We start from the raw sequence: 22607 nt of genomic DNA on the forward strand, positions 1-22607 counted from the left end.
TCAATTCTTTTTAGATTTATTTAGAATGAAATATCTACTCCGATGCTAAAACTAGTGACGTTGGGATATGCATTCGTATTACTGTCTGTTTCCGGATCTTGACCTTTCCAGTTGGTCCATACACATGGATTATTGACGTCAGCATATACTCGCAGTCGGTTACAGATACTTTTACTGATTGGCACGGTGTAGCCTAATGTGATATTTCTGATACGCAGGAATGAAATTTTCTGGAGAAACAGATCACCGGTACCATAAGCCGACTCGATGAAGCTGGGGCGTGTACTTGTCTGGTTGTCCGAACTCCAGGCATCCTTGAAAGAGACGGGTACATTCTGTCCCAGTTTGATGCGGTTTCCATAAGAACCCCAGGCGTCGTAATAACTGTTTGCTCCGGCAATTTTTCCTACCTGTCCATACATATATATATTAAGGTCGAAATTCTTATATGAAAAATTGTTGTTGAAACCGAAAATGAATTTGGGGTCATTGCGTCCGATTAAGACCATATCTTCCTCATTCAGTTTATCGTCTCCATTTATATTCTTGAGTTTCACTTGTCCGGGAAGAAGTTGCGGCTGGTGGGCGGGGGCTTCCTCACCGGGTTGCAACAGTCCGTTGGCTATGTAGGCAAAGACTCCGCGAATCGGGTCCTGTTCTTTCTGGTAGGCAGCGGGTTTCCAGTTCGGGTCGCGTTCTTTCCAACGGTCGTTATACGTTGAGAATGTTAAGTCGGTGTTCCATGCAAATTGTGCAGTCTGAATATTCTGCGTATTCAGAGTCAGTTCCACACCGTTGCTTTGAGTCGAACCGATGTTGGCTGCAATGGTTTTCACTTCATTGTAGTGAGGGATTGTTTTATTTTTTACCAGCAAGTCGGAGATTGTACGCTGAAAATATTCGGCGGTCAGGTTGATCCGGTTGTTGAAGAATCCCAGGTCCAGACCGATATTAAATTCGGTTGTCGTTTCCCACGTCAGATTTGGGTTACCTAATTGTGACACATAGATACCTACGTGCTGTGAATCACCAAATTGGCTGCCATACCATGGGTCTGCTCCATAGTAGTCGAGAGCCCCGTTGCCTACATTATAATTACCGGTTTGTCCCCAACTTAAGCGCAGTTTACCATTTGAAAGGAAGTCAGAGGAAAAACTCTTGATGAATTTTTCTTCGGAGAAACGCCAGCCGGCGGATACGGAAGGAAAATAGCCCCATTGATGTCCTTTGGCAAAGTTGGAAGCGCCGTCGGCACGAAGGGTAGCGGTGAGCAGGTATTTTTCCTTCCACGAATAATTAAAACGTCCGAAGTAAGAACTCAAACTGCTGACTGAAGCGTACGAACCTACTGGCGGGCGGCTATAATTTCCTGCTCCCAGATTATTGTACAGGAATGAATCATTGATAAAATCCTGATTGCCCGCACTCATTCCTTCGGTGTTGAACTTCTGATAGGAATAACCGAAAAGAACATTGAAACTATGTTCGCCGAATGTCTTTTGATAATTGGCTGTCAGGTCCATTAAATAGTCGTTGTTATCTTCCTGTGCTAAATATGCCTGACCGTTGACTGCCGCCCCGTATTGAGTGGTTTTCGGGAGATAAGTTTTTCTTTTCTGGTATTTTCGGTCAATACCCAAATTGGCTTTTAGTTTCAGTCCCTTGATAGGTTCCACTTCTATATAAGCCGAACCCAACAATCGTTCCTTGACGGTTTTGTCATTAATCTCCAGGAGAGAAACCGGATTAGGAAGTTGAGGCATCAGAGGATTAGCCGAGTAGTTCCCTTCTTCATCTCTGACGGGAACAGTCGGATTAAAGGCCACGGCAGCAGTGATGATACCTGAGTTTTCATTCTCACCGTTTCCCAAAGGTACATTGTCGTAGTTATTACGGCTGATATTGAAAGACAATCCGGCCTTTACGTACTTGGAAATCTGCTGGTCCAAGTTTATTTTTGCGGTGAAGCGCTCCATATCATTATTCTTCACTACGCCGGAGTGGTTGAGGTAGTTGATAGAAGCCATATATTTCGTTTTTTCCGTTCCCCCGTTTATAGAAACATTATGCTGATGCATAAGTCCGGTACGTGTGATTTCGTCAAACCAGGGAACTGTCGGTGCGTTGAGTATCTGGTCGTTCGAGTATCTGGGTTTAAAGTCCGCCGCATCATCATTCGGAATCATATAATCCTCGTAAATGCCTTCTCCTTTTTCTTTCAGCCATAGCTCGTGATAATATCGGTTGGTCTGATACATATAGTCCTGCCCGTTCAACATCTTGAATGAGTTTTTCATTCTTTGCACAGATACATTGGCGGAGTAGTTGACGCTTGCTTTTCCTTCTTTTCCCCGTTTGGTAGTAACGATAATCACACCGTGTCCGGCTCTTGCACCGTAGATAGCGGTAGAACTGGCGTCTTTCAGAACCTCTATCGACTCAATGTCATTCGGATTGATAGATTCGAGAATATTATCGGTTTGCCCCGCTTCGTAACGATTGCCCGAACCAAGTGTGGAACTGGAAGAAACGGGAAAACCGTCAATGATGATAAGCGGATCGTTCCCGGCGCCGACGGAGGCTGCGCCACGTATATTGAAACTACTGCCGCCGCCTACCTGTGCACTCGTCTGCACTACTTGCAGACCTGCTGCTTTTCCGGCTAACGCATGGCTGACCGTCGTGAAGGTCTGCACGGGAGTTTCATCCATTTTGATAGAAGAAATGGCACCGGTCAAGTCTCTTTTCTTCATCGTTCCGTACCCCACAACGACAACTTCATCCAACGCCTGTGCGTCTTCTTTCATTGAGATAGCCAGATGCGTTTTGTTCCTGGTATTCACTTCCTGCGTTAGATATCCCAAGTAAGATATTTGCACGCTACTACCTTCGTCGACAGTGAGCTGAAACTTTCCGTCAATATCGGAGATAGTCCCATTCGTACCATTTTTTTCTTTGATATTGGCACCGATGATCGGTTCTCCGTAATTGTCTGTGATTATTCCGCTGATCGTACTTTTTTTCTTTTGTTGTGCGGCTTGGTTACTTTTCTTTTTTATAATGATGTCTTTACCTTGAACTGTATAACTAACATTTTGTCCTATTAAAATCTGTTCCACTACCTTCTCTATAGGTAGGTTCCTGGCTGTTACCGTAATAATCTTCTGGGTATTCAGATCGCTTGCCGCAAATGTAAATGAATATCCATTCTGCTTCTGTATGGTTTCAATGGCCTGTTTTACTGTCACGTTCTTCAACTGCATACTGATATGCTGCGCAAATGAGCTCAGATGAAGACATAGCATGAGCAGGACCATGAAAAAAACTTTTTTCTTACTTTTCATAAGTCAATGAATAAATAATTGATAAATAGGATGAGAAGTTTAGGATTTTATTTATATTTGCCTAAGCTTTCATCAATAAAGTCACTGTGGCTTTTAAGACAGAAAGTCAAAAGGGGTCAGGGGTTGGAAAGGAACCTGACCTTTTTTTATTTCTATCAGGGAGAGTAAAATCATGTTTTTTCAAAGTTGCTTTTCATATTCTTTTAAGTTTTAAAAGGTTTAACATTCAGTCTCATTCAGGAAGTGTGATCACAATATTTTTTCCTTCAATGGTATAAGTCATTTTATCGGTAGATGATAGTACATCCATAATTTCCCGGATACTCTGTTCCCTTCTGCGGAAGTTACCATAGAAACGGACGGAGTTTAGCGCAGCGTCTGCAATAGTGATTTTTATATTGTAGCTTCTTTCCAGTTCCTTCACAATATCGGGGAGCAACGCTTCATCGAAATAGAGACGGTCGTTTGTCCATTCGGCACTGTAAGCAGCTTTAGTACTTGAAATCAATAATTTGCCGGTCTTTTTATCTAATAGGGCTTGTTGGTCTGGGTGAAGTATTGTTTCCTTTTGTTGGGTGCTGAGAGCCACTTTACCTTCGAGCAAACAAACTTTCGCTTCCAGGTCGTCCTGATAATTTCTGAAATTGAATTTGGTTCCTAATACCTTTACGTCCAGTTCATCAGTATGTACTTTAAAAGGAATATGTTTATTCTTGGTTACTTCGAAATAAGCTTCTCCGGTAAGATTCAGTGCCCGTTCGTTGATACCAAAGTCCTGCGCATAACTCATTTTCGAACCTGCATTGAGCCAGACCAGCGTTCCGTCCGGAAGGTATAATTTGGTTTTTGAACCATACGGGGCTTCAATAGAGATCTGGGTCAATTGATTGCGGATAACACTCTTTCCTATCTGAAAAGCAATCGTTCCGCAAATAAAGACAATGATAATCATTGCGGCAGCATACATCCACGGGTGAAGTTGGAAAGCCTTGCGTTTATTGATAGCTTGTCGGGTAGTAGCTTCGATTTGTTTCAAGAATAGTTGATAAGCTCTTTCTTTGTTGAAGCTTCTATCGTCTGTTTCGTCCGAAGCGGCTATCCATACTTCCTGCATATCGGAGAAATATTTTCTGTTTTCTTCCGAAACATTCAGCCATTCTTGCAATGATTGCATTTCTTCCGGTGTCAGGCTATTTGTCAGATATCCGGTAATCCAATCGTTGACTGTGTCCGTATGTAGTGATTGTTCATCCATAAATAATGATTGCCTTTATATATACTACAGTTTTTTAGAATAAGAGGGTAGGGTAAAAAGCGAGAAAAATGCATAAAAAAGTTCCGAGTTCTCTTTTGAGTACTACTAATGCGCTCTTTATGTGATATTTAACCGTGTTGACGGAAATGCCAAGTTCTTGGGAAATTTCTTCGTAACTCATTTCCCGGAAGCGGCTCATCATAAATACCTGCTTGCAGACAGGGGGGAGTTTTTGAATCGCTTCCTGAATTTTATGTTCCAGTTCTTTCTCTAACAATGTACCTAGAGGCTGCTGATTGTCCGGAATGATATTTTGCAGTTGGATTCCTGCCCGTTCCATAGCAGAAAAGCGGATTTCCACTTCTTGTTGTTTGAGAGCCAGATAATTCAGGCATTTATTACGTACGGCTATAATTAAGTAATTGCGCAGGGGAGGAGCAAGCTCCAAATTTTCCCGAACCTCCCATAAGTGAAAAATTACATCACTGACTATGATTTCTGCTTGTATCTTGTCTTTCAGCATATAATAACTAAGTTTGCAGAGAGCAACATAATGATAGTCATACAAATACTTGTATGCCTCATTGTCTCCTGCCTTTAGTTTTTTTATTATGATTTTTTCATCAACTGGATTCATGGTGTGCTTTTTCATCTCTGCAATATTCGGATAATATATTGAAAGATGCAAATTAATTAGAGGAAAAATACTCTCTCCCCATTTTCATTTATGATATATTCTTTCACAAACTAAAAACAGGGGATATGAAAAATAATCTTGGTTACTGATTGAAAATGAATACATTTATGTCTTGCGTTTTAATTATTTTTCTCATATTTTTGCAGGGAATTATTGAATATTTGTGAAAGACATGAGTAGTTTTGAAAAAATGAGAAGATGTTTATTATTTGTGCTTCTTCTCATAAGTAGTACTGTAAGCAAAGGGCAAATTTATAAGTACATAGGATTGGAAGATGGTTTGAATAATCAGAAAATATACCATATTCAAAAAGACCAACGAGGGTATATGTGGTTTCTGACTCAGGAGGGGATAGACCGTTATGATGGCAAACATATCAAGCATTACAACTTTTCGGACGACAGTATGACGCTGGATTCACGGATTGCCTTAAACTGGCTTTACATGGACAGCGGAAATGTATTATGGGTAATTGGTCAGAAAGGTCGTATTTTCAGATATGATTCGCAACATGATAAATTTGAATTGGTTTATGTGCACCCGGAGCTGATCAGAAATAAGTCGCAGGCATTTCTGAATTACGGTTATTTGGACAAGAATGACCGTATATGGCTATGCTGTAAAGACAGCATCACCTGGTATAATATCCATACTGGAAAGACCTTGTATATATCGGCGCCGGTTATTGGTGAAATAACTGCCATTGAACAGGTGGATGGCAATCATTTCTTTATCGGTACGGGAAGTGGTCTGTTTCGTGCCAGGATAGAAGAGGGAGAATTGAAACTGGTTTCTGACGAAGCGGTGGAAAGTATCGCTACATCGGTACATGAACTCTATTACCATGCCGTCTCAAAACAACTGTTTGTGGGGAACTATAAAGAGGGAATACTTATATATGACATGGGTGGAACAGGAAAAATCATTCCCTGTCAATCACCCAATAACGTAGAAGTAAACCAGATTGTAGCTTTGAATTCCCATGAACTTTTGGTAGCCACAGGTGGAAAAGGTGTATATAAGCTGGATGTGAATACCTGTATGAGTGAACCTTATATAACGGCCGATTATAGCAGTTATAACGGGATGAACGGAAATAATATCAATGACATCTATGTGGATGAAGAAGAACGTATTTGGCTTGCCAATTATCCTACCGGCATTACTGTTCGTAACAATCGTTATGGAAGTTACGACTTGATAAGGCATTCTCTCGGTAACAACCACTCATTGGTGAACGACCAGGTTCATGACGTGATGGAAGACAGTGATGGTGACCTTTGGTTTGCAACCAGTAACGGTATCAGTCTTTATCAGACTGCGACAAAAGAATGGCGTTCTTTCTTTAGCTCTTTTGATCCGGTGCCGGATGATGAAAATCACATCTTTTTAGCACTGTGTGAAGTCTCACCCGGTGTGATATGGGTTGGTGGTTTTACATCGGGCATTTATAAGATAGAGAAGAATAAAGGTTTTAAGATAAGCTATCTTTCTCCTGCTGCTATTGCGGGAGTACGTCCGGACCAATATATTTTTGACATAAAAAAAGACTCGGCAGGTGATATCTGGTCCGGTGGGTATTATCACTTGAAACGCATCAATCTTGAGACTAAAGGAGTGCGCTTATATCCAGGAGTAAGTTCTATCACCACCATTCAGGAGAAAGACTCCCAGCAGATGTGGATTGGCACGCGAATGGGACTCTACCTGCTTGACAAACAATCCGGAGTTTACCAGTATATCGACCTGCCCGTTGAATCTCTCTATATATGTGCATTATACCAAAGAGAAGATGGAATCCTGTATATCGGTACCCGTGGAGCTGGACTTCTTGTTTATGACATTAATAAGAAAAAATTTATTCATCAATACCGAAGTGACAATTGTGCACTGCTCTCCGACAATATTTATACAATTCTTCCGCGTCAGGACGGGAGTCTCCTGATGGGTACGGAGAATAGTATAACGATTTATTCACCAGAGGGACACTTTTTCCGCAACTGGACGCGGGAACAGGGATTGATGAGTGTCAATTTTAATGCAGGCTCTGCTACGAGCTATAACAAAAGCGCGCTTGTTTTTGGAGGCAATGACGGTGCTGTGAGGTTTCCGACAGATATAGAGATACCGGAACCGCATTATTCACGTTTGTTACTGCGTGATTTTATGATAGCCTATCATCCTGTTTATCCGGGTGATGAAGGTTCTCCTTTGGAAAAAGATATTGATGAAACTGATCGGCTGGAACTGGCCTACGAGCAAAATACGTTTTCTCTTGATGTAGCTTCCATTAATTATGATTATCCTTCCAACATCCTTTTTTCATGGAAAATCTATGGTTATCATAAAGAGTGGAGCCGCCCGAGCCAGGATAATCGGATTCTTGTCAGGAATCTGCCTCCCGGCAACTATACGTTACAAATTCGCGCCATATCCAACGAAGAGAAATATAAGACCTACGAGACAAGGAACATTCAGATTGTTATAACGCCTCCTGTATGGGCCAGTGTGTGGGCGATGGTAGGATATGCAATCTTGTTGGTGCTGGTTATGGGAGGCATATTCCGTGTCATCATGCTGCATAAACAAAAGAAAGTGTCGGATGAGAAAACACGTTTCTTCATCAATACGGCACACGACATACGTACACCGCTTACATTGATAAAGGCGCCATTGGAGGAAGTTGTAGAAAATCGCATGGTGGCTGAACAGGCCTTACCCCATATGAATATGGCTCTTAAAAATGTGAATACATTACTTCAGTTGACGACTAACCTGATAAATTTTGAACGGATAGATGTCTATTCTTCCACTCTTTATGTTTCCGAGTATGAACTGAATACTTATATGAATGATGTTTGCGCCACTTTCCGCAAATATGCCGAAATGAAACATGTCAGGTTTGTTTATGAAAGCAATTTTGACTATTTGAATGTGTGGTTTGATAGTGACAAGATGGGGTCCATTTTAAAGAATATCTTGTCCAATGCATTGAAATATACACCCGAGGACGGTAGTGTATGTATTTACGCTTGTGAGGAAGGAAATACATGGAGTATTGAGGTGAAGGATACCGGAATCGGTATTCCTTCGGGTGAACAGAAGAAATTGTTCAGAAACTGTTTTCGAGGAAGTAATGTCGTCAATCTGAAAGTGACAGGTAGTGGAATCGGGTTGATGCTGGTATACAAGTTGGTCAAGCTACATAAAGGCAAGATTCAGATTCAGAGTGCCGAACGTCAGGGCACATGTGTACGGATTACTTTCCCGAAAGGAAATACTCATCTCCATAAAGCAAAATTTATTTCTCCCAAAGTACCGAATGAACGTCCGGAGGCTATCATACCTGGGGGGACTTCGGCTTTGCCGGCTATGGAGATATCCCGTACAAACAGTTCCTTACAGCGCATCCTGATAGTGGAAGATAATGATGATTTGCGCAATTATCTTGTGGATATGCTTAGTACGAGTTATAATATTCAGTCCTGTCCGAATGGAAAAGATGCACTTGTTATTATACGTGAATTTAATCCGGATCTTGTCATATCCGATATAATGATGCCTGAAATGAGTGGAGACGAACTTTGCGCTACTATAAAAGGAGAGCTTGAGATGTCCCATATTCCGGTCATTTTGCTGACTGCACTGGGGGATGAGAAGCATATGCTTGAAGGACTGGAAATCGGGGCGGATGCTTATATTACCAAACCTTTCAGTGTGGGGATACTCAAGGCAACGATTAAGAACATACTTACAAATCGTACTTTACTTCGTCAGGTTTATAATAGCATTGAAGATGAAGAACAGGATTTTCCGAACAATTGCACTAATACTCTGGACTGGAAATTTATAGCTTCTGTCAAGGAATGTATAGAGAAGAATATGGGAGATTCGGACTTTAATGTGGAAATACTCAGTACTCGGCATCATATGAGTCGTACGAGCTTCTTTAACAAACTCAAGGCGTTGACAGGTTATGCTCCGGCTGATTATATCCGGATGATACGTTTGCAACATGCTGCACAGTTGCTGAAGCAAGGTGAATATACGATAACGGAGATTGCTGATATGGTTGGATTTTCGGATGCAAAATATTTCCGTGAAGTATTTAAAAAGTATTATGGTGTAAGTCCGAGCAAATATGCGGAATCGGATAAGACAGTATTTTCTCAGGCAACCGATCTTAAAAATGAGGAATAACAGATGGCGTGAATAAACATTGTCCTGTCTCTGGTTGTTATGTCCTGCAAACAAGATATACACTGTCGGATGAAAGCGATATTGATATTTTTAGCCGTTTTGCTTTTCCCTGTTACTTTTTTACTCGGACAAAGCGCAATTCAGAAATATGCAGGAACGGCTATGCCGTATCCTTCGATAAAGGATTTGCCCGTTTTGAACGATGAAGGTATGGTTCCTTTTTATATCAACCATTTGGGAAGGCACGGAGCACGGTTTCCGACTTCCGGGAAAGCATTGGAGAGAGTAAAAGGTGTGCTTATATTGGCGGAACAAGAGAAAAGGTTGACTGCGCAAGGTCGGGAACTGCTTGTTACGGTATTACAACTATCCGAGGCTTTCAAAGGAAAATGGGGAGAGTTGTCGACAGTAGGAGAGCAGGAACAAAAGGAAATAGCAGAACGTATGTTATCACGTTATCCTGAGATATTTGCGGATTCGGCGCGGGTCGAAGCCATAGCCACTTATGTTCCCCGTTGCATTAGCAGTATGAATGCTTTTCTTTCCGGTATGGAAAAACAGGATTCCTCATTGGTCATAAAGAAGAGTGCAGGAAAGCAATATGATGCTCTTCTTCGTTTTTTTGATTTAAACAAGCCTTATGTCTGTTATAAGGAAAAGGGAGGCTGGATTCCCTTGTATGAATCATTCGTACAAGATAAGATGTCGGTAGCACCTGTCATAAAAAGAATTTTTCTTACTTACGGACAGGAAATAGAACAGGAGGACCGAGAGTTTGTCATGACCTTGTTCTCGATAGCCGCCATACTTCCCGATACGGGTTTGTCCTTTGACATAAAAGGTATTTTCAATGATCAGGAATGGTACGATTATTGGCAAACGCAGAATTTACGTCAATATCTGACTAAAAGTGCAGCGCCGATTGGAAATATGTTGCCGGTAGCTATTGCATGGCCGTTACTTTCAGAATTCATCCAAACAACTGAAAAGGCAATTAACGGACAATCGGATAATCGGGCGAATCTTCGTTTTGCGCATGCGGAGACTGTCATTCCTTTTGTTGCGTTGATGGGTATAGGAGAAACGGATATACAGATAGCATCATCAGATTCCGTATCCGCTTATTGGAAAGATTATGAGATTGCTCCGATGGCAGCTAATGTGCAATGGGTATTATATCGCGATAAGAATAGTGAAGTCTGGATCAAAGTACTATTAAATGAGCAAGAAGTATCCATTCCGGTAGTAACCTCTTGTTTTCCATATTATCGATGGGAAGAAGTCCGGCATTATTTGAAACAGCGGATAGCGATGTCGAAAGAAATACTTCTCAAACCTCGGAATGAGACAGATTAACCAAAAGCCCTGTAAGAATAACAGATTCTCACAGGGCTTGATTTTATAGCTTCTTCTTAGTAGAAGGAGATTGTTTATAATAAGTTGTTAGAGCCAAGTATAATCAGCATAGTATATCCCAGTATTAGTCCGATGATTCCCATAATGATGCCGACTTTCTCCATATCCTTTTGTTGAATCATGCCCGTGGCATGTGCCAGTGCGTTGGGAGGAGTACTGATAGGTAATATCATTGCTAATGATGAACCGATTGCCACTCCAATCAATAAAGTCTCTACACCACCGAGTGCATAAAGGTTTTCGCGCATGCTGGTTCCTGCAATGGCAAGAATGGGAACAAGCAATGCGGCAGTAGCCGTATGTGAGATGAAGTTTGCCATGGCATAACAAATCAGTCCGGAGCCGACAATCATCAGTACAGGAGGCCATGTGTTGAACGGAATAGCTTCAATCATATGTTTGGCAAGTCCTGTTTCCTGTAAGGCGACACCCAAAGCAAAGCCGCCAGCTACCATCCATAGTACACTCCAACTGATTTCTTCCAGGTCGCGTTTGGTGATAACTCCCGTTACACAGAACACTGCTACAGGAATCATTGCCACTACATTGGAATTTACTCCCGTCACTTTGTCGAACATCCATAGTACGACCGTAATGGCAAAAGTGATATACACCACTATAGAACGCCAATCCTTCTTAGCCTCCCCTTCGATTTTCAGTTCGATAGTCTTTTGTTTGAAAGGAAACATCCGTAAGAGGATAAACCATGCGATAAATAATACTAGAATGGTGTAAGGCATCATGAAACTCATCCATTCTCCAAAACCGATATTCAAGTTCAGTCCTTCCGGATTATTCAGGTATTTTAGTGCAATGGCGTTAGGGGGTGTGCCGATGGGAGTTCCCATACCTCCTACATTGGCAGCTACAGGGATGGCCATGGCAAGACCGATTTTTCCTTTACCGTCTGCCGGCAGAGTTTTTAATACAGGAGTGAGAAAGGTAAGCATCATGGCCGCCGTGGCTGTGTTACTGAGGAACATTGAAAATGCGGCCGTAACAAGAATGAACCCTAATAATACATAACGTGATTGTGTCCCGAACGGGCGTAACATGACACGTGCCAACAATACGTCCAGTCCGCTTTTAGTTGCTGCAATGGCAAGGATAAAACCACCTATGAATAACATAATGATAGGATCGGCAAAACAGTGCATGATAGATTTGTACTTGACCGTCTGTCCCAGGTCTGCTACCGGAATCCCTTGTGTGAAAAACCACAAACTGCTGTCCGATACGGTAAGCAGCAGTAAGACGACAATAAGTACGGAAGTTGTCCATGCAGGGATAGCTTCGAATACCCACATCAGCGTGGCAAAGACAAAAATAGAAATCAGTCTCTGTTCTATAATGGTCAACCCGTCTATTCCGAATGTTTCGATAGGGAGAAACCATAAAATAAGGGAAAGGGTAATAGCTACGGTTAATTTTATGCATCGGGCTGCTGTTTGACTTTTAGCCAACCGTTTGGCTTTCTTTAAATCTTGATAAGCTTCCACCAGATGAAAGCCGTGAAAAATCTTGTACATGATATTAGTTTAAGATAAAATTAAAAAACGGTGCAAAAATAGCTTTTTATTCTATATGTCATAATTCAGTGAAGAAATTTTTTCGTAGTTCTGTCTTTTTAAAGTGTTTTTGGAGAGGTATTATAGCAAGTTGCTAATTTATTATTTTTATTTTTGTACCGGATTCACTAGTGTCCCGTTAAAATCGGGACGAGTTATTAATTAATCAAATAATCCCGGAATAAGGGGATTAAATTGTTCTTTGACATCATTGAAATTAGTCTTATTAAACAGCTCTTGTAAAGGCGTTTTATCTGTTAATGAGATGCTAAGAATCTGCAAGACCTCATAAGTTGAACGATTCAGTTGCATATCATATTGTACAATAGCTACTAAACAATAGGTGATGATAGCAACACTAATCTGTATTCGAACCGCATTCTCGGTAGTACCCCAGAACCTTTTTATCTTAAGGTGTTGTTTCAGCCATTTGAAGAAAAGTTCCACGAACCATCTTTTCTTATAAAGATTGGCAACATCAAGTGCAGATATGTGTTTGGCATTCGTCAGGAATGTGAATTCACGATCATCCTCTTCATCATAGAAACGGATGACTCTGAATGATTCAGGATACTTCTTTCCAGAAGTGTACCCTATCAGTTTCACTTCCGCATCTGAAAGGATATTTTTCGGCATTCTACGCTTCCATTTACAGAACTTGCATTTCAGATTAGACTTCGCTCTGACTACAAAGAAAGAACCTGTAAGATGAATCCGATAAAGTTCTTTAAACGAGTCATACGCTCTGTCAAATATATAATAAGCATTTGGCTCATAATTAATTGCGGACATTTCTGTTGAATCATGCCTGGATGCTGTAGTTACTGTATAAAAGGCTGGAAGTTGTGCTTCTATGTCATAAAGGACATGAGCCTTAACTCCACCTTTTTTCTTACGGAACTTCGCCCAAGGGAATGTAGCCAAACATAAAGGAATTGTAGTGGAATCAAACGCATACTTCCTTCCTGGAATATCCAAGATGTGAGTCGATCGTTTTTCACATGCTTCCTTCATCATATAGAAAGCAAAATCTTCGAAGATTCTGTAATCCCGATTCTGATTGGCAGATGCAAGCGTAGTTTTGGCAATGGGCTCACGACCCAATCCCAAATGATAACGCTTTCCTTGATGTGCTTCCAAAGCTACAATCAAGTCACGAAGACTTTCACGATTACTGAGTTGACCGAACATCATTGCAAGTAACTGACTCCAGCAAGTGAAATGTTTCACATAACGATTGCCATCATACTTGTCTACAAGTCTTCTGAACTTATCATTGTTCAAGAATTCTACTAACTGAGCGAAAACATATTTATCTTGGTTCATTTGAGGTCACCTTAATTGACCTCAAAGGTATGATTTCAAATCGTCGCGCCTAAAAAGTAGTATCTAATAGACTATATTTCAATTATTTCAAAGAACTATTTATCCACTTTTACGGGACACTAATGTACCGGATTGAATAACAATTATAATTAAAACCATGAAAAAACTGACAGTCTTACTAATGTGTGTGTTGTGTGTATTTATTGCACAAGCCCAAAAAACAATTACGCTGAGTTCCCCGAACGGGAAACTGCAAACTACTATTACAACGGGGGATAAACTTACTTATGACATCACTTGCAACGGACGGCAAATACTTGCCGCTTCTTCCATCTCAATGACATTGGATAACGGAGAAGTCTGGGGTGAGAAAGCGAGACTTTCCGGTATTTCCAGAAAAAGCATCGACCGGATGGTGTCTTCTCCTTTCTATCGTGCCAGTGAATTGAGAGATTATTATAATGAACTGACATTACGATTCAAGAAAGACTGGAACATAGAATTTCGTGCATACAATGATGGTATTGTTTATCGCTTTGTCAGTAGGGTAAAGAAGCCTTTCAATGTGGTTGATGAAGAGGTGGACTATCGTTTCCCGAATGACATGACAGCTACTGTTCCTTATGTCAAGACTGGAAAAGACGGTGATTTTAACTCTCAGTTCTACAACTCTTTTGAGAATACTTATACCACGGATAAACTGTCAAAGCTGAATAAACAACGCCTGATGTTTCTGCCATTGGTAGTAGATGCCGGAGAAGGTGTCAAGTTGTGTGTCACAGAATCCGATTTGGAAAACTATCCGGGACTTTACTTGTCGGTCTCCAAAGGAGAAAACAATTTGAAAGGAACATTCGCCCCTTACCCGAAACGGACAGAACAGGGTGGACATAATAAACTCCAAATGCTTGTCAAAGAACGCGAAGCCTATATTGCCAAAGTCGATAAACCCCGTAATTTCCCGTGGCGCATGGCCATCGTCACCACTGCGGACAAAGACCTTGCGGCAAGCAACCTCAGTTATCTTCTGGCAGCTCCTTCACGTCTGTCGGACATCTCGTGGATTAAACCCGGCAAAGTAGCTTGGGACTGGTGGAATGATTGGAACTTGGATGGCGTTGATTTTGTCACAGGTGTAAATAACGCGACTTATAAAGCCTATATTGATTTTGCTTCAACAAAAGGCATTGAATATGTGATACTTGACGAAGGCTGGGCGGTAAATCTGCAAGCAGATTTGATGCAGGTCGTGAAAGAGATTGATTTGAAAGAACTGGTCGACTATGCCGCTTCCAAAAATGTAGGTATCATTCTTTGGGCGGGTTATTATGCTTTCGAACGTGATATGGAGAATGTCTGCCGTCATTATGCCGCAATGGGAGTGAAAGGTTTCAAAGTCGATTTCATGGATCGTGACGACCAAGAAATGACTGCTTTCAATTATCGGGCTGCTGAGATGTGTGCTAAATATAAGTTGATTCTCGATTTGCACGGAACGCATAAACCGGCAGGTATGAACCGCACTTATCCCAATGTACTGAACTTTGAGGGAGTGAATGGTTTGGAACAGATGAAATGGAGTCCGGCTTCGCTCGACCAGGTGAAATATGATGTGATGATTCCTTTTATCCGCCAGGTTTCCGGTCCGATGGATTATACGCAGGGGGCTATGCGCAATGCTTCGAAAGGTAATTATTATCCTTGCAATTCGGAACCGATGAGCCAGGGCACACGTTGCCGCCAGTTGGCTCTGTATGTGGTCTTAGAATCCCCTTTCAATATGTTGTGCGATAATCCGGGCAACTATATGCGCGAACCGGAATCAACAGATTTTATTGCCGGGATTCCTACCGTATGGGATGAGAGCATTGTTCTTGACGGTAAAATAGGAGAGTACATCGTGACTGCACGCCGGCAAGGAAATGTGTGGTATGTAGGTGGGATAACCGACTGGACTGCTCGTGATATAGAAGTTGACTGTTCTTTCTTGGGGGATGATAAGACGTATGACGTTACCTTGTTCAAAGATGGCGTAAATGCTCATCGCGTCGGTCGTGACTATAAACGTGAATCTCTTTCGATAAAGAAAGATGGTAAGTTAAAGATTCATCTGGCACCTGGCGGTGGTTTTGCTCTTCAGATAAAATAACAATATAACAGGAGATTATTATAATAAAGTTTAAAAACGGATTCGATGCTGTATCAAGGGATTTGATGCAGCATCGAATTTCTTTTATCAGGATAATGCCGCAATGCCTGTTCCTATCAGATTCGCATTATTCATACTTTTTATATCCACTTCGACATCTTCCAAACCGGATAATCTGAAAAGTTTCCGTAATTTCTCTGCGACGATAACGTTGTAATCCTGATCTTTTCTGTGTTCACTCCCAAAAAGGCTGCCTTCGGCAACCAGGCAAATCTTCCGTATATCTTTATTATACGATTTCAACAGCATGATAAGTCCGGTAATTGAAGCGGCTACCAACTGTGCCGACCTGCCATAAATCCATTGCGCCCTTGTAGGCTCAGTTGTAATTCTTGGGGGGATTTGGTTCAGGACACAGCTATATCCTTAAAAACTTGATTCATTCCCGTGCGGAAATGCACCAAATCTCCCATTATCTGTATCCAAACTAGCTAAAAACTCTCTTACTGATTTTTTATGCTATAATCCGGTTTCAGCCGTTTCAGTTTTATTCGCAAACGCCTTGGCAGAAGGGGATAACGGCTGAAGGCGAAAAAAAATCCCCCCTGCGAGAATAGGTTGTAGCCAGGGGGGAGTGCTTTCAGCGCATTCAGCTTTTTCAGACTTGCCAATAGAGCTATATATTCACCGTGGTAGGTATATATACTCACCGTACTGGATCTATATGCCCACCACGCGGGGTATATAGATCCATCACCCGGATAAAAGTGGGTGGCACGTGGTTAAGTTATACACTTTTGCATTCAGGGGTGACTTCAGCCAAAAACACCGATGAAAAGGGGATTTTTTGAAGAACTGAAAGCTGAAGGCGTTTTTTTACTTTTTATATTTGGTAGGAGATTTAGCTGTAACAAGTAGGAGACTTGACTGCAACAAGTACTACACTCAATGAAATGATATAGGAGACTTGAGTAAGTCAAGTACATGGCTCGGCTTACTTCAGTACTGCTTTTTTCTTCATTCTCTTTTCGTGTTTCGTGCGCGCTTTACGCGCACGTGTGAATATAATAAGGTGTCCTTTCTTTCCCGTCCCCTCACACTCCTGTCCCTTTATTAAAAAACATGTTCTACAACATCATTATCAATCAACGAGTTAGCATAAACATTCAAAAATAATTAGAAAAAAGAGCAGAATATATTTGGAGCATATATGAAAAGGGCGTACTTTTGCACCCGCTTTCCAAGAGAAGAAAGCCTTGATAAAATGACTTAGTGTACAAAGCGCAGGACCGCTTAACGATAAAAACAAAAAAAGTTCCGAAAAAGTTTGGAATAAATAAATAAAAGTTCTTATCTTTGCAGTCCGATTCGCAAAGAAAGCGGTTTTGCTTTTTTTCTTTTATGATTATTCTTTCCCTTTCGCAAGAGAGCCTGAGAAACGAGTTGAAAAGAAAAAACAAAAAAAACTTCCAAAAAAGTTTGGCAGTTAAAATAAAACCTCTTACCTTTGCACCCGCTTTTGAAACGAAAGCGACAAGTTCTTTGAAATATTGATAAACAATACAAGTAGTACAAGTTAAAAAATAGAACCGTCAATACTTGTTTCCCATGTAGCAATACAAGTGAAACACAGGTAATTGAAAAGAGTCAATAAATTGTACGGCATCCTGAACAGAGCAAAAACCTGCCTAACGGCAGATTAACAATACTTTTACAATGAAGAGTTTGATCCTGGCTCAGGATGAACGCTAGCTACAGGCTTAACACATGCAAGTCGAGGGGCAGCATTTTAGTTTGCTTGCAAACTAAAGATGGCGACCGGCGCACGGGTGAGTAACACGTATCCAACCTGCCTCATACTCGGGGATAGCCTTTCGAAAGAAAGATTAATACCCGATGGCATAGTCCTTTCGCATGATCGGATTATTAAAGAATTTCGGTATGAGATGGGGATGCGTTCCATTAGTTAGTTGGCGGGGTAACGGCCCACCAAGACAACGATGGATAGGGGTTCTGAGAGGAAGGTCCCCCACATTGGAACTGAGACACGGTCCAAACTCCTACGGGAGGCAGCAGTGAGGAATATTGGTCAATGGACGAGAGTCTGAACCAGCCAAGTAGCGTGAAGGATGACTGCCCTATGGGTTGTAAACTTCTTTTATATGGGAATAAAGTTTTCCACGTGTGGAATTTTGTATGTACCATATGAATAAGGATCGGCTAACTCCGTGCCAGCAGCCGCGGTAATACGGAGGATCCGAGCGTTATCCGGATTTATTGGGTTTAAAGGGAGCGTAGGTGGATTGTTAAGTCAGTTGTGAAAGTTTGCGGCTCAACCGTAAAATTGCAGTTGAAACTGGCAGTCTTGAGTACAGTAGAGGTGGGCGGAATTCGTGGTGTAGCGGTGAAATGCTTAGATATCACGAAGAACTCCGATTGCGAAGGCAGCTCACTGGACTGCAACTGACACTGAGGCTCGAAAGTGTGGGTATCAAACAGGATTAGATACCCTGGTAGTCCACACAGTAAACGATGAATACTCGCTGTTTGCGATATACAGCAAGCGGCCAAGCGAAAGCATTAAGTATTCCACCTGGGGAGTACGCCGGCAACGGTGAAACTCAAAGGAATTGACGGGGGCCCGCACAAGCGGAGGAACATGTGGTTTAATTCGATGATACGCGAGGAACCTTACCCGGGCTTAAATTGCACCTGAATAACGTGGAAACATGTTAGCCGCAAGGCAGGTGTGAAGGTGCTGCATGGTTGTCGTCAGCTCGTGCCGTGAGGTGTCGGCTTAAGTGCCATAACGAGCGCAACCCTTATCTTTAGTTACTAACAGGTCATGCTGAGGACTCTGGAGAGACTGCCGTCGTAAGATGTGAGGAAGGTGGGGATGACGTCAAATCAGCACGGCCCTTACGTCCGGGGCTACACACGTGTTACAATGGGGGGTACAGAAGGCAGCTACCTGGTGACAGGATGCTAATCCCAAAAACCTCTCTCAGTTCGGATCGAAGTCTGCAACCCGACTTCGTGAAGCTGGATTCGCTAGTAATCGCGCATCAGCCATGGCGCGGTGAATACGTTCCCGGGCCTTGTACACACCGCCCGTCAAGCCATGAAAGCCGGGGGTACCTGAAGTACGTAACCGCGAGGAGCGTCCTAGGGTAAAACTGGTAATTGGGGCTAAGTCGTAACAAGGTAGCCGTACCGGAAGGTGCGGCTGGAACACCTCCTTTCTGGAGCGATGTCGTTCGAAATGACTTTTCAAGGTTCTGTTTTTGTACTACTGGTACTTGTTTATTTATAATATATAGATCGAGCGTCTATAGCAATTATAGATAGAGATAAACAAGAGAAAAAAGAAGCCGAGTCTAACGCAACAGGTAGACAAGGTTGAACTAGTCCTATAGCTCAGTTGGTTAGAGCGCTACACTGATAATGTAGAGGTCGGCAGTTCAACTCTGCCTGGGACTACTCCGAAAACTCTTACGGGGGATTAGCTCAGCTGGCTAGAGCATCTGCCTTGCACGCAGAGGGTCAACGGTTCGAATCCGTTATTCTCCACAGTCTCTGAAAAGAGAAACGATCTTTGACATGATGATAACAAAAAAGTAAAATTTTAGTAAAGAGCTAAAAGTATATATCGAACCGTACGTTCTTAACGTATCAAGATTGCGCAAGCATTCCTCCATACGCTAAGAAGTCAGTTTGAAAGAAAGTAAGCAAGGGCGCATGGCGGATGCCTTGGCTCTCGGAGGCGATGAAGGACGTGATAAGCTGCGATAAGCTTCGGGCAGGTGCAAATAACCTTTGATCCGAAGATTTCCGAATGGGACAACCCGACATTCTGAAGGAATGTCATCCATCCTAGATGGAGGCTAACGCAGGGAACTGAAACATCTTAGTACCTGTAGGAAAAGAAAATAATAATGATTCCCCAAGTAGTGGCGAGCGAACGGGGATTAGCCCAAACCAATGTTGTTACGGCAACATTGGGGTTGTAGGACCACGATGTCGCACGAAATTTGGTGAGAAGAATTCTTTGGAAAATGAAACCATAGACGGTGATAGTCCGGTATTCGAAGCCAAACGAAGCGTAGTGGTATCCTGAGTAGCGCGGGACACGAGAAATCTTGCGTGAATCTGCCGGGACCATCCGGTAAGGCTAAATACTCCCGAGAGACCGATAGCGAACCAGTACTGTGAAGGAAAGGTGAAAAGCACTTCGAACAGAAGAGTGAAATAGTCCCTGAAACCATGCGCCTACAAGCGGTCGGAGCTGCTTAAGCAGTGACGGCGTGCCTTTTGCATAATGAACCTACGAGTTACTTTTTCCGGCAAGGTTAAGAATCTAGAGATTTGTAGCCGAAGCGAAAGCGAGTCTGAACAGGGCGATAAGTCGGAAGGAGTAGACGCGAAACCAAGTGATCTACCCTTGGGCAGGTTGAAGGTTAGGTAACACTAACTGGAGGACCGAACCGATAAGCGTTGAAAAGCTTCCGGATGACCTGAGGGTGGGGGTGAAAGGCTAATCAAACTTGGAGATAGCTCGTACTCCCCGAAATGCATTTAGGTGCAGCCTTGTGAGTTACTAATGTGAGGTAGAGCGACTGATAAGATGCGAGGGCTTCACCGCCTATCAAGTCTTGATAAACTCCGAATGCGCATTAGTCCTATCACAGGAGTGAGGGCATGGGTGCTAAGGTCCATGTCCTAAAGGAGAAGAATCCGGACCATCAGCTAAGGTCCCCAAATAATTGCTAAGTTGAACTAACGAAGTCAGATTGCTAAGACAGCTAGGATGTTGGCTTGGAAGCAGCCATTCATTTAAAGAGTGCGTAACAGCTCACTAGTCGAGGAGTTTGGCGTGGATAATAATCGGGCATCAAGCAATTTACCGAAGCTATGGGATGTGCAAACATCGGTAGGGGAGCATTCCACTCTGCGTTGAAGGTGAAGCGTGAGCTTTGCTGGAGCGTGTGGAAAAGCAAATGTAGGTATAAGTAACGATAAAGGGGGTGAGAAACCCCCTCGCCGAAAGACTAAGGTTTCCTGATCAACGCTAATCGGATCAGGGTTAGTCGGGTCCTAAGGCTCAGCCGAACGGTGAGGCCGATGGCAGAACAGGTTAATATTCCTGTACTACCTCAAGGAGTGACGTGGAGACGGAGCAGTGACAGCGTCGCGGACTGACGGAATAGTCCGTTGAAGGGTGTAGACGTTGATTATCCCAGGCAAATCCAGGATAAGAGTCGAACCTGATAGTATACTAAATTCTTCGGAATGCGGTAATAGTGCGTGTAAACATACTCCCAAGAAAATCCGCTAAACTTAATCTTTGAGGTACCCGTACCGCAAACGGACACACGTAGTCGGGTTGAATATACTAAGGCGCTTGAGTGATTCACGGTTAAGGAACTAGGCAAATTGACCCTGTAACTTCGGGATAAAGGGTCCCTACGGCGACGTAGGGCGCAGAGAATAGGTCCAGGCAACTGTTTAACAAAAACACAGGGCTGTGCCAAATTGAAAGATCACGTATACAGCCTGACACCTGCCCGGTGCTGGAAGGTTAAGAGGAGATGTCATCGCAAGAGAAGCATTGAATTGAAGCCCCAGTAAACGGCGGCCGTAACTATAACGGTCCTAAGGTAGCGAAATTCCTTGTCGGGTAAGTTCCGACCTGCACGAATGGTGTAATGATCTGGACACTGTCTCAACCGTGAGCTCAGTGAAATTGTAGTATCGGTGAAGATGCCGATTACCCGCGATGGGACGAAAAGACCCCGTGAACCTTTACTATAGCTTAACATTGAATTTGGGTAATTGATGTGTAGGATAGGCCGGAGACTTTGAAGCGCAGACGCCAGTTTGTGTGGAGTCGCTGTTGAAATACGGCCCTTTGATTATTTGAGTTCTAACCCGTGGATGCGGGGACACTGTTTGGTGGGTAGTTTGACTGGGGTGGTCGCCTCCAAAAGTGTAACGGAGGCTTCTAAAGGTGCCCTCATGACGATTGGTAACCGTCAGTAGAGTGTAATGGCATAAGGGCGCTTGACTGGGAGACAGACACGTCGATCAGGTAGGAAACTAGAGCATAGTGATCCGGTGTTTCCGCATGGAAGGGACATCGCTCAAAGGATAAAAGGTACTCCGGGGATAACAGGCTGATCCCTCCCAAGAGCTCATATCGACGGAGGGGTTTGGCACCTCGATGTCGGCTCGTCACATCCTGGGGCTGGAGAAGGTCCCAAGGGTTGGGCTGTTCGCCCATTAAAGTGGCACGCGAGCTGGGTTCAGAACGTCGTGAGACAGTTCGGTCTCTATCTATCGTGGGCGTATGAAATTTGCGTGGCTCTGACACTAGTACGAGAGGACCGTGTTGGACTGACCGCTGGTTTACCAGTTGTGCCGCCAGGTGCATCGCTGGGTATCTAAGTCGGGATTGGATAAGTGCTGAAAGCATCTAAGTACGAAGCCAGCCACAAGATTAGATTTCTTAGGGTCGTCAAAGACGATGACGTTGATAGGATGCAGGTGTAAAGGTGGTAACATCATAGCCGAGCATTACTAATTGCCCGTTCACTTTCTTATCAAGCTTGTACGTGTCGCGATATATACGTTTAGCTGTTGCTGATTTTACTT

Annotated in this window: 8 protein-coding genes, 2 tRNA genes, 2 rRNA genes and 1 pseudogene; 7 read left to right on the forward strand and 6 right to left on the reverse strand. The window is 42.8% G+C overall.

What is annotated here, in order from left to right:
* Nucleotides 1–20: 20 nt before the first annotated feature.
* The 3 genes from CLIN57ABFB40_RS01945 to CLIN57ABFB40_RS01955 form a co-directional block, all read right to left on the reverse strand.
* Nucleotides 21–3317, reverse strand: a complete 3297-nt coding sequence (locus tag CLIN57ABFB40_RS01945; RefSeq protein ID WP_254871686.1) for a TonB-dependent receptor — start codon at nt 3315–3317, stop codon at nt 21–23.
* Between the two features lie 259 nt (nt 3318–3576).
* Nucleotides 3577–4599: a FecR family protein gene (locus CLIN57ABFB40_RS01950; protein WP_175628657.1), complete on the reverse strand. Its 1023-nt coding sequence runs from the start codon at nt 4597–4599 to the stop codon at nt 3577–3579.
* Nucleotides 4600–4633: 34 nt separating this feature from the next.
* Complete coding sequence (locus CLIN57ABFB40_RS01955; protein ID WP_175628658.1) at nt 4634–5236, reverse strand: RNA polymerase sigma-70 factor; 603 nt, start codon at nt 5234–5236, stop codon at nt 4634–4636.
* A gap of 232 nt (nt 5237–5468) precedes the next feature.
* Between CLIN57ABFB40_RS01955 and CLIN57ABFB40_RS01960 the strand changes: the two genes are divergently transcribed.
* On the forward strand, nt 5469–9497 hold the full coding sequence (locus CLIN57ABFB40_RS01960) for a two-component regulator propeller domain-containing protein (protein ID WP_175628659.1): 4029 nt from the start codon (nt 5469–5471) through the stop codon (nt 9495–9497).
* 69 nt (nt 9498–9566) lie between these two features.
* Complete coding sequence (locus CLIN57ABFB40_RS01965) at nt 9567–10853, forward strand: histidine-type phosphatase (protein WP_175628660.1); 1287 nt, start codon at nt 9567–9569, stop codon at nt 10851–10853.
* Nucleotides 10854–10927: 74 nt separating this feature from the next.
* Here the strand turns inward: CLIN57ABFB40_RS01965 and CLIN57ABFB40_RS01970 are convergent, their stop codons facing one another.
* Nucleotides 10928–12442 (reverse strand): SLC13 family permease, encoded by a 1515-nt coding sequence (locus tag CLIN57ABFB40_RS01970; protein WP_175628661.1) that lies wholly within the window; start codon nt 12440–12442, stop codon nt 10928–10930.
* Between the two features lie 201 nt (nt 12443–12643).
* Entirely contained in the window at nt 12644–13807 is a 1164-nt protein-coding gene (locus tag CLIN57ABFB40_RS01975; RefSeq protein ID WP_175628393.1) for an IS4 family transposase, read from the reverse strand.
* 157 nt (nt 13808–13964) lie between these two features.
* Here CLIN57ABFB40_RS01975 and CLIN57ABFB40_RS01980 point away from each other — a divergent pair, with 157 nt between their 5' ends.
* Entirely contained in the window at nt 13965–15956 is a 1992-nt protein-coding gene (locus CLIN57ABFB40_RS01980) for a glycoside hydrolase family 97 protein (protein ID WP_175628662.1), read from the forward strand.
* A gap of 87 nt (nt 15957–16043) precedes the next feature.
* Here CLIN57ABFB40_RS01980 and CLIN57ABFB40_RS01985 read toward each other — a convergent pair.
* Nucleotides 16044–16325, reverse strand: a pseudogene (locus tag CLIN57ABFB40_RS01985) (hexokinase); the annotation flags it as partial.
* 1344 nt (nt 16326–17669) lie between these two features.
* Between CLIN57ABFB40_RS01985 and CLIN57ABFB40_RS01990 the strand changes: the two are divergent.
* The 4 genes from CLIN57ABFB40_RS01990 to CLIN57ABFB40_RS02005 all read left to right on the forward strand — a co-directional run bounded on the left by CLIN57ABFB40_RS01990 (nt 17670) and on the right by CLIN57ABFB40_RS02005 (nt 22556).
* A 16S ribosomal RNA gene (locus CLIN57ABFB40_RS01990) occupies nt 17670–19198 on the forward strand.
* 164 nt (nt 19199–19362) lie between these two features.
* A tRNA-Ile gene (locus tag CLIN57ABFB40_RS01995) sits at nt 19363–19436 on the forward strand.
* 16 nt (nt 19437–19452) lie between these two features.
* Nucleotides 19453–19526, forward strand: a tRNA-Ala gene (locus tag CLIN57ABFB40_RS02000).
* Nucleotides 19527–19674: 148 nt separating this feature from the next.
* A 23S ribosomal RNA gene (locus tag CLIN57ABFB40_RS02005) occupies nt 19675–22556 on the forward strand.
* Together the 16S and 23S rRNA genes with 2 tRNA genes alongside form the textbook arrangement of a ribosomal RNA operon.
* Nucleotides 22557–22607: the final 51 nt, after the last annotated feature.

Source organism: Bacteroides acidifaciens, from assembly GCF_903181435.1.
In the GTDB taxonomy this organism is placed as follows: Bacteria; Bacteroidota; Bacteroidia; order Bacteroidales; family Bacteroidaceae; genus Bacteroides.